Genomic DNA, 6,488 nt, shown 5'->3' on the forward strand with positions numbered 1-6,488 from the left:
GTACATAGGTGCGAGTGTCCTCATCAGTCAAGTTCAACGCTTCCATAGACACAGTCAAGTTGTCAGTGAGATCGTAACTTACACTGGCATCCAACTGACCATAGGCTTCGGTATAACCTGCGTAACTATTCAAGAAGTCATCACGCCAGTTATAAGCAAGACGGGCTTGCAGACCATCTTTATCGTAGAAACCGATAAAGTTGGCAGAGTCACTCAAACCATACACAGCGAACTGCTCACCAGTTGATGCATTGTCAAACTCGGTATCGGAATCCACTACAGTAGCATTCGCCTGGAAGCCAAAGCCTGACTCACCAAAAGTATGCTGCCACGCAATTTCAATACCATCGATAGATGCATCTTTGTTGTTAATTGGTCGGCTTATCTCGTAGTCTAGAATTGGATCACCTGCCACTGCCGGAATATGACCTTTCGCATTTACCCACTCAGGACGGTTTTCACGGATCCAAGCAGAAATTTGCGGGGGAGTAGGATTACCGCCAAGAGCCGCAACAGCCTCATTCCAGCGTGCACCTTGGAAAGGCGTACGGAAAGGCTCGGATATACCACCCGGTAAATCTGCTGTAGAACCTTTTTGAGGAGCAGAACCACCGATGAAGTCAGCAACATCTTTTTTGAAGTAACCTAGCGACACATAGCTGGCATCTGAGTAGTACCACTCTGCTGAAAGATCAAAATTGGTTGACTCCATTGGTTTCAGATTAGGGTTACCAGATGAGCCAGTCACCACGCTGCTACGCGGTGCAGCATTCCAGTTGAAGCCACCCCTCAAATCGGCAAAGTCAGCACGCGCGATAGTTTTGCTGAACGACGCACGCGCTTTAATATCATCCGTCAAAGAGATATCAAAATCGAGGTTCGGTAGGGTTTTGGAGTAGCTACCAGTGGAGAAACCGTACTCGCTACCAGCAGATGTCAGGTTATATTCGTTACCACCTTCCCAATTCACCAAAGACTGATAAGCAGATACATATTGGGATGACTCAACATCGGTAGTTTCATAACGCACACCGACTGCCAAGTTAGATTCCATACCGGCAATCTCTGGCTTGAAACCAAACTGTACGTAAGCAAAGTCAGTGGTTTCGATTGTTAAATCGTCATTCAAACCGTCGTTAGCCTTGGTATTGTCGCGGGTAGTGCAATAAGCTTTTGGGCAAAAACCGGAATCGGTACCATAAAGTCTTGCACTCACATCCAACAATTCATCCCAATTAGCGCGAACAATCGTGTTTTGGAAGTTAGGGCTACTGAACTCACTGTTATCAAAGTAGTTGGTCAGTCTGTCAATAATCCAGTAGTACTGTGGAATATCTCCAACACCATTAGCCCCTTGTACGCCCCCCCAAGTACCCTGGTTTTGCTGTTGAAGACCGAGGAAATAATACTTGTTGGTAATTTCGTTAGTGCCTGCACCTGCTTTAATGTTGTCGATGAAACTATCATCAAAGGTATAAGTACCTTTCAATTGATATTCATCTACCGCAGAATCTTGATCCTGTACGCGGAAAATGTTGTTAGTCAACTGCATACGGGAAGTATCGGGTATCACCTGATCACGGCCATCTGCATATTCGAACTGCATCAGCGGGTATTTCTTGGTGAAATCAACGCTTACCTTATAGTCGTCAATAATCCCGAAGTGGAACTGGTTATTACCACCCCACTTGCCATTCGGACCAGAGTAAGAGTCTGAGTTGTGTGCATCCAACTGCACTACCAGGTTATCGGTCACATCCCACTGAACATTCAAACCGGCTGATTTAAGATCAGACTTAGCTTGGTTGTGGTTAATAACATAGTTAAGCTCTTTGGTTCTTGCGACTTCAGAGTACGAAAGCGGATAGGCCGGATTGGTATCGCTCCACACAATGTCGAGTGAACCATCATTCGGGCGGGTAAACCACAGGCCAGTACCGAAGTTGTTCTCTTCACGCTCTTGCGTAACGTAGAGGTAATCAGCGGTTACGGTCAGTCTTTCTACCGGTTGGTACTGAATAGTCAGCTGAGCGTTTGTGCGCTTGCGGTTTACTTCATTAACGCGGTACATGATCTCGGATGGAAGCGCACGGCTTCTACCTTCCGGCACATCTGTATAACTACCAGGCAAGTCATCCCAACCACCTGTACCCTTATCTTTATCATGAACAAACCAACCGCTCACTTGGGATTGGCGATTGCCGCTGTCACGCTCTTGATAGCTACCAGTCAAGGAGACACCAATTTTGTCATCGGCAAAGGTGTTGCTAAACAAACCGGAAATCTCCGGAGTTACACCACCTTCAATAACAGAGGAGTCATCTCTAACCGCCTTTCCTGATACAACGGCATTTAAACCTGGGCTGCTGAGCGGACGAGGGGTCTGAATGTTGATTAATGCACCCATACCACCAGACTGCACATCGGCACGACCACTTTTGAAAACCTCAACGCCTGAAATACCTTCAGAGGCCAAGTTGGAAAATTCGAATGAACGGCTGGTACCGAAAGACGATGCCGGCATTTGACGACTGTTTAGAGTCACCAGGTTGTAGCCACTGCCCAAACCACGAACAGTCACTTTACTACCTTCACCGTTCACACGATCGATAGACACGCCGGGGATACGCTGCAGAGATTCTGCAAGGTTGGAGTCTGGCATCTTACCGATGTCTTCTGCAGAGATAGCGTCTACAACACCGACTGCTTCGCGCTTAACGTCCATGGCGCGTTGCAAGGAGCCTTTAATACCGGTAACAACAACTTCTTCTACGCTACCGTCTTGTGCAAGTGCTGCACCACTGAACCCAGCCAAAGCGTAGGTAGCAATAGCGCTCGCGATGATCTTCTTCTTAAAGTTGATTGGTCTTTGCATGAACTTATCCTCGAACCGTTTATTGTTATCGTAACCTGCTGTGCGGGATCACTCTCCTGGAGTAAATGTCCTGGGATTGCCGTATCCCTTAGCCAGTTACCATACTGGTCTTGCCTTTGTAGTAGGCTGGTCGCTTAAAGCTTCTCAGCCCATCGCATAGTCACAAGTTCGCGTCAAACCAGCGTCCTAATATGACACTAATGTTCAACATGGGAAGTTCAGTTAATTGAATTTATTTAAATCACCCTGAAACAGCTATAAAAATCAAATAGTTAACATAAAAATCAACTCTTGTTTCGCTAGTAAAAAATTGTGACGAATTTACTCACATCCCAGTTTTACGACAGAGTTCTAAAAAAAACTCTCTAGTTGTACGCCTAATTTTCAGACAATAAAAAAACCCGGCAAGCCGGGTTTATAGGATATAAAAGATAATTTGCTTAAACGCGAGAGTGCGTTTTACTCCAGCAAACTGCGCAGCATCCAAGCCGTTTTTTCATGCAGCTGGATTCTCTGGGTAAGCAGATCAGCGGTGGCCTCATCACTCGCCACTTCTACTGAGTGATATAGCGAGCGCGCTGTGCGCACTACCGCCTCTTGTCCCTCTACTAGCAGACGGATCATGTCTTTTGCAGCGGGAACCCCATCTTCCTCTTTGATACTGCTGAGTGCGGCGTATTGTTTATAGGTTCCAGGCGCGGGAAATCCTAAAGAGCGGATACGCTCAGCCACCAAATCTACCGCCAGTGCCAATTCGTTGTATTGGGTTTCAAACATCAGGTGCAGTGTTTGGAACATAGGGCCGGTAACATTCCAATGGAAGTTGTGGGTTTTTAAATAGAGGGTGTAAGTATCGGCCAATAAACGTGACAACCCCTGGGCAATCTCCTCACGATGTTGCTGGGAAATTCCGATATCAATATTCATAAGCGACTCCTTATTAACCTGCTTGTTTATTAATAGTAACTACTTGATTTGTAATGACTATAGACGCGGATCAAATCCTCAGCCATTTGCTTTTGCCTATGGCGGGGATTGCGAGAAATAGTTCAACCTTGAATATACCCCATAAGCACCCAATCGCGGCCACGGGTGCGATAAGTATTGTAAGTGCGAAGAATATCTTCGGGGCAGTGTGATGGATTGTGTGCAAAACCCAATGCAGTGTAAAAACCAGTCAAATGTGGAAGAGCAAAACAATAGCATCCGTGTGGAGCCAGATCAGGTAAGACGTTCTGTATCAACCTGGTCGCTATGCCGTGCCCACGCCAATGGCTCGCGACCAACAAATTGCGCAGCCAATAATGCCCTGAACTTTGCGGCACCAAACGAGCCGCAGCGATAAAGCCTTCATCGTTGTCGGCGATTGCATAAATACGCTCATTCACAGCGCATTTTACTTTGTAGCCTTGGGCGCGATAGAAACGGTCAACCAGGGCAAAACGCTCAGGCTCAACCGGCTGCAACACAAAAGGCGTATCATCCGTAGATAAAAGAGCGGGATCAATCAGAGGCATAAAAGCATTTATTTTTTGTCGCTATCAGGATCATCCATATTATCCAGCGGAAATAAATTATCCGCCATCAAATCATCTGACATACTCATCTCCGAACCCGACATATCTCCCATAGGTATATGCGCCGTCTGGTCATCCGAGACATCAATAGCGGTTTTTTTGGCCGAGTCGCTTTTCAAACTACCAGAATCCGTTGCAAGCGTTTTTTCAATTTCTGCCAATTCATCTTTATTGCCCTTGCCTGCGATCAGGCGATAGGCAACATACCCCAATACCAACACCAGTAAATTACCGATCCCGATACTGATATACAGCAATAAATTATCCGACTCCTCTTCAGCTTCATGCTCTTTTTCAGTTGCAGGATCCGCTGCAGCAGTGGGTTCGCTAGCTACCGATGAAGCCGCCTCACTTACTGGTTGCTTAGCGGCGAGAACGCTTGCCTCATCTGGAAAATAGAATTGATCTGCTTTGATTGTTTCGGTCAGTGGGCTGCCATCAATTTGCATACCCTCAACTTGCAGCACAATGTCATAGCGCGCTACTTGCACCGGCGCAAATGAGAATTCCCAGTGATCTTTACCAATCGTGTTTAGCTGCCGCTCCAGATTATTGTCTTTGGAGTTTTTAATCACGGCAGTTACTTTGGTCTTGTCTACATCAACCGTTTCCAGATCAGCGGTTAGTGTGTACACGTAGGTTTTCTTACCATTAGCCTCATCCAGGCGCTTTTCCAGCTTAAATGCTGAATCAGTAATATTGACGTGATGGACAAATTCGCGCTTGAAAGTTTTTCCATCGATCACGATAGTGACGTCGTACTCCCCTTCATTGCCAAAACCGTTCAGGGAATGCTGGAAGATGCCGTCTGCAGATGCCGCGGTTGCCAAATCAATTTCCGCTACTTCATGGGAGGCTTGATTGGAAACCAATGCCTTACCGGTCAACAAATCCAGAAAGTCTTTATTAGTAATCGTTTGACTATTCTCTTGAAAGGAATAGGCAAGGTCCAACGCCTGATTGGATTTAATGTTGCTTTTTAGGGGGGCGACAACCAGTTGTAAATTGCTAACCACGGTAACGCGACTATTGGGCGCCATATCCGTTTTGACTTTCCACTGCCCGGGAACGGGCTGCTGCACAGTGATCAAGTCATATTTACTGGTGCGATACCAATTGACATTATTCTGCGGGTCGGTGCCGCTATACTCTTTGCCATCGGGTGCGACAATAATTGTTGCAGGTACCTCGGCGCGGCGAAAAATCAGCGCGGTAAATTCCTGTATGCTGGCATCTACCAGAAAACCATTTTCATCGAGAGGGACACGTTCAGCGGGAACAGCTTGATCAAATATCCGCAAAAACGTACTCATCAATTCATCGGCAGTATCGGCAACTTCAAAAATACCGTCGGTGGCGATGGACAATTTTTTCATCAATTCCTGATCGGCATCTCCCGACAGCGCGATAGTGTGTATGCGGTAGTCAGAGGCTTTTAAGCGCGGCAACAATTCGGTCAGTACGCGTTTGCGTTCATTTAAATTGACGACAGCTTCTTTGCTGATATCCACTACACCATCAGTCAATAAAATAATATTGCGGCGATAATCTTGTGCAGGCGTTGCGTAATCTTCTGTTGCTTTTTCCAGTGCAGCGCCAATATTGGTAAACATAGCAACCGAATTAATCGTCGCCGCTTTTTGAGCACCTTCGCTGCGCCACTGTGGATCTACTACGCGGTGCGGCATCAACATATTGACTGACTGGCCAAAAGTCCACAGGCCTGCTTTGCTGGCATCGGGCAAGAGCCGCACAATTAAATCTACCGCCGGTTTGCGCAAATTCTCCGGATCGGTTTTTTTCATACTGCCGGATATATCAATAATGACCCGAACATCGGCGGGAAGGGGTTTGGCCAATTCATCCGCCGATGCCAAAGCGGCAACCCATAGCAGACAAGACATGAATATACGGACAAAAGGTCGCATGAGAGTTCCCATAAATAATCGCTCTGCGCGCAAGCCGCTGAACCTGCAACTTTTTTGCGCTCATATCGCCATTAGTTATAGCAGCTCACCGCCAATTCGCCATTTTGG

At 46.7% G+C, this 6,488-nt stretch carries 4 protein-coding genes; all 4 read right to left on the bottom strand.

The window, feature by feature from the left end; all coding sequences use genetic code 11:
- Nucleotides 1-2,875: TonB-dependent receptor (locus ACWA6V_RS15060; protein ID WP_449523261.1), on the bottom strand; the 2,875-nt coding region annotated here is incomplete at its 3' end.
- 459 nt (nt 2,876-3,334) lie between these two features.
- Nucleotides 3,335-3,802 (bottom strand): Dps family protein, encoded by a 468-nt coding sequence (locus ACWA6V_RS15065; protein ID WP_449523262.1) that lies wholly within the window; start codon nt 3,800-3,802, stop codon nt 3,335-3,337.
- 122 nt (nt 3,803-3,924) lie between these two features.
- The gene (locus ACWA6V_RS15070; protein ID WP_449523263.1) at nt 3,925-4,392 is read right to left on the bottom strand and encodes a GNAT family N-acetyltransferase; all 468 of its coding nucleotides are present in this window, start codon (nt 4,390-4,392) and stop codon (nt 3,925-3,927) included.
- Between the two features lie 8 nt (nt 4,393-4,400).
- Entirely contained in the window at nt 4,401-6,356 is a 1,956-nt protein-coding gene (locus ACWA6V_RS15075; RefSeq protein ID WP_449523264.1) for a VWA domain-containing protein, read from the bottom strand.
- Between the last annotated feature and the right edge of the window lie 132 nt (nt 6,357-6,488).

This window comes from Cellvibrio sp. (genome assembly GCF_053579595.1).

What these genes read in the sequence shown, in the direction of transcription:
- ACWA6V_RS15070 (WP_449523263.1), bottom strand. Translation starts at nt 4,392, where the DNA reads ATGCCTCTGATTGATCCCGCTCTTTTATCTACGGATGATACGCCTTTT.
- ACWA6V_RS15075 (WP_449523264.1), bottom strand. Translation starts at nt 6,356, where the DNA reads ATGTCTTGTCTGCTATGGGTTGCCGCTTTGGCATCGGCGGATGAATTG.
- ACWA6V_RS15065 (WP_449523262.1), bottom strand. Translation starts at nt 3,802, where the DNA reads ATGAATATTGATATCGGAATTTCCCAGCAACATCGTGAGGAGATTGCC.